This window comes from uncultured Draconibacterium sp. (assembly GCF_913060805.1).
In the GTDB taxonomy this organism is placed as follows: Bacteria; Bacteroidota; Bacteroidia; order Bacteroidales; family Prolixibacteraceae; genus Draconibacterium.
Genome location: NZ_CAJXTC010000078.1, coordinates 1 through 3,261 on the forward strand (window position 1 = coordinate 1; position 3,261 = coordinate 3,261).

General features: G+C 37.7%; 3 protein-coding genes. 1 reads left to right on the forward strand and 2 read right to left on the reverse strand.

Annotated elements, in window-relative coordinates; all coding sequences use genetic code 11:
• Positions 1–140 precede the first annotated feature (140 nt).
• Positions 141–1,358 (forward strand): hypothetical protein, encoded by a 1,218-nt coding sequence (locus QZ576_RS22495; RefSeq protein ID WP_297101852.1) that lies wholly within the window; start codon positions 141–143, stop codon positions 1,356–1,358.
• A 58-nt stretch (positions 1,359–1,416) separates the two neighbouring features.
• Here QZ576_RS22495 and QZ576_RS22500 read toward each other — a convergent pair whose 3' ends face one another.
• Both QZ576_RS22500 and QZ576_RS22505 read right to left on the reverse strand, forming a co-directional pair.
• Positions 1,417–1,842, reverse strand: a complete 426-nt coding sequence (locus tag QZ576_RS22500) for a hypothetical protein (protein ID WP_297101855.1) — start codon at positions 1,840–1,842, stop codon at positions 1,417–1,419.
• A gap of 157 nt (positions 1,843–1,999) precedes the next feature.
• Positions 2,000–2,881 carry a TraB/GumN family protein gene (locus tag QZ576_RS22505; protein ID WP_297101858.1) on the reverse strand — a complete coding sequence of 294 codons (882 nt, stop codon included), beginning with the start codon at positions 2,879–2,881 and terminating at the stop codon, positions 2,000–2,002.
• Between the last annotated feature and the right edge of the window lie 380 nt (positions 2,882–3,261).

Below are 3,261 nucleotides of genomic sequence, written 5' to 3' on the forward strand. Positions count from 1 at the left end.
GATATGGAAAAACTGAACGAAGACAAGCAGGATTTCCTGAAAACCATAGTGCCAAAATGGATGAAGGAAGCCGAAGAGCGTGAGAAAACATACGACGCTGTTGTTCAGTTGCAGGAGTAATAAAAGCTAAATTCGAAATCATGAATAATTCCAGAATTATCTTTTTGGTAATAGTGATTATGTGCGTTTCTTTTGCAGCAAAAGCACAGTTTTCGCTATCGGGGGAATACCGGCCGCGAACCGAATTGAGCAGGGGTTACAAGTCGCTCGCCATTGAAGATCAAAAAGCATCGTTGATTACCTCGCAACGTACGCGCTTAAACGCCATGTTTAAAAATGAGTATATTATTACCAGCCTGGTTTTACAAGACGTCAGGCAGTGGGGGAGTCAGCCGCAATTAGTGGGTAACGAAGATTATGCGCTTTCGGTTCATCAGGCATGGGCCGAGGTGCTATTTACGCCTCAGTTTTCGTTAAAAGCAGGCCGGCAGGAAGTGGTTTACGACGATCATCGTATTTTTGGAAACGTTGGCTGGGCACAGCAAGCACGCTCGCACGATATGGCCATTTTTAAATACGAAGATGAAATTAAACTACATTTTGGTGTTGCACATAACGAAAACAGCGATATTACCGATAATATTTACAGTGGGCCTGATGCTTATAAAGACCTTCAGTTTCTGTGGTTTCATAATGACTGGGAGAATAGTGGTTTGAGTTTACTTCTGCTGAACAACGGAGTTCCTTATATGGAGGGCGAGGATCAGAAAAACCGTTACAGTCAAACTATAGGTGGAAGATATACCACTGCATTTGAAGACCTGCATCTTGCCGGTAACTTTTATTTGCAAACCGGAAAACATGTTTCAGGAGATAAAATAAGTGCTTCTAACTTATTGCTTGAAGCAGCCTATAAAAACTTTGTTGTAGGATACGAGCGTCTCTCTGGGACTGATTATAACGAGACCGAAAAATTTAAATCGTTTACACCTCTTTATGGAACCAACCATAAATTCAATGGTTTTATGGATTATTTCTATGTGGGCAGTCACATCGGTTCGGTGGGATTAAACGATTTATATTTGAAATATAAGTACACAAAAGATAAATTTGTTTTTGATGCACACCTGCATTACTTTAGTGCAGCAGCCGAAGTGGCTCCTGACGCATCTGGCTATTTAGGTACCGAACTTGATCTTTCCGGAAAATGGATCGTAAATCCATTCACCTCAATTACGCTTGGATATTCAACGATGTTTGCCGGCGATTCAATGGAAATTTTGAAAGGCGGCGATAGTTCAGTAGGGCAGCATTGGGCTTATCTCATGTTGTCTGTTACACCGTCGTTTATAAAATGAGTGAAAGCTAAATTCTGGTATTGAATCTGGAATGTTTCTGTTTATTGTTCTATTCGTTTCAATGATTTAAATAGCTCAACTTTAAATCAATTTGAAACTTTCTGTCCTGTGGAACTTTTAGCCAGTGCAGTGCTGGTTCTAGTGCGGAAAATACCTGGTATTTTGAAGAATGTTTATAGCTTCGAACATACTGTACAGCTTTATTGAGCAGTGATTCGGATGCCAGGATGGCAAATTTATTCAAACCGGTATCATCAATATTATCAAATACAAAGTGGCTAAGATCCTCAATCTCTGCAAAGTTCAACCCTGTATTTGCTTTTCTAATATCAATTAAGATGGAATATTCCTTTCGAAAAAATGGATTGCTTTTTAAATCAGTAATTACTCTTTCAACACTTTGCTGATCTAGTAAATTATGGTGGGAAACAATTATTAATCCTAAACTTTCAATGATATGTAGATTTTCACTTGAAGACAACATTATTTCTTAATTGGTAATATAGGGATTAAAGTAAGCGATTTTTTGTAAAGAATTACTGTCGTCAGGAATAATGAGAGAATATTGCCTTACGTCCTGTCAAAGTTCATTAGTCGTCCGGAAAAGTCAAACACAAGTCAATTCCTATATCTTTCAGTCCCTACTTAACATTTACAGGTGTAATTGTGTACTCCATATCTTCCAGTAGTCTAATTAATCCACATTCAAACATTAAGTGGCTTAATCCAACGGCAATAAAACAATTATTTTCTTGCAAATGATCTCTTATTGCACTCACCCATTCATTGTTTCTGGCGGTTAAAACTAACTCATTCGTGCAGGGGTGATCGAGCTTGTAATCAAAATCCATAGTTTTGTACCAGTCAATTTCAGCGCAACCACTAGTGTTTTCTGTCTTTATGTTTTCTATAATCCTCGAAAGCCGTTTTTTATGTACCTTTCTCGGCATTCCTTCCACATCTTTATTTAGAAGTTCTATCTGTTCTTCTGTTGTTTCGAGGCCAATTAGCTTCAGGTTTAATAGCTCCGCTTTTGAGCCGATAAAATTGTCTAACGACTGCTGTGTACCTTTGGTATTCTTGGATAAGCAGACCTGTTCTTTATAGTATCTGTTCAAAAAGGCATACATTTCGGGAGGTGTCATTTTGTTAAAATCAGTTGGACTTGAAGAAAATATACTTTTTATATAGGCTAAGTCACTTTTGTTTAGGAACTTATTCCATCGGGTTACATTGTTTCGTTTATTAATGATGTCTTCTGCTAAATGCCCCGGGATATTCAAATTTTCTTTAATGAGCAGATCGCAATTTGCCAGGCACTCACTTGCATTTAACAAAGAATCGAAGAAAGGTTGCCCAAAAGCATGATGTGTGCCAAATAAATACGAAATGTTGTTGTTGTGTGAGGACGTGATTTTGAATAATACAGTACCGGTTATGTTTTTTTGTTGTGCAAAAAGCTGTTGAAGTGAGAAAATTGAAATTAATCCGAGTAGTTTTAATGCTTTTAATAATGCTACCATATCAAACTTTTATCGTTTTTATCGTGTCGTTATTCTCATCGAATAAAACTGACTTAGAGAGCCCCTCTTCCTTTCAATTTATAAGTAAACGTATTAACGAAAAGTTACAGGATAATAGGAGAAACTTTATCGAATAAATTCAAACTTGGTTCTTAAAGTTTTTAATAATGAACTGAAGTCGTTTGTCATCCCTTAAATCCTGTCAAAGTTAATTCGCCACATGGAAAAGTCAAGGGCGGCTGAAATTGCCCATTTTTTTGCCAGCCGTCCTTCGGAGCTGTTCAGTTTTTATTTCGCACACTCCATAAAAACTGACATAGCCCCTTGACTAGAATCCATCCGGCTAAATGGCATGCGCCAAAATTTAATGGCGTGCCAGT

Bases quoted from the DNA above. Each gene is read 5' to 3' on its own strand.
- QZ576_RS22495 (WP_297101852.1), top strand. From the start codon at position 141: ATGAATAATTCCAGAATTATCTTTTTGGTAATAGTGATTATGTGCGTT.
- QZ576_RS22500 (WP_297101855.1), bottom strand. From the start codon at position 1,842: ATGTTGTCTTCAAGTGAAAATCTACATATCATTGAAAGTTTAGGATTA.
- QZ576_RS22505 (WP_297101858.1), bottom strand. From the start codon at position 2,881: ATGGTAGCATTATTAAAAGCATTAAAACTACTCGGATTAATTTCAATT.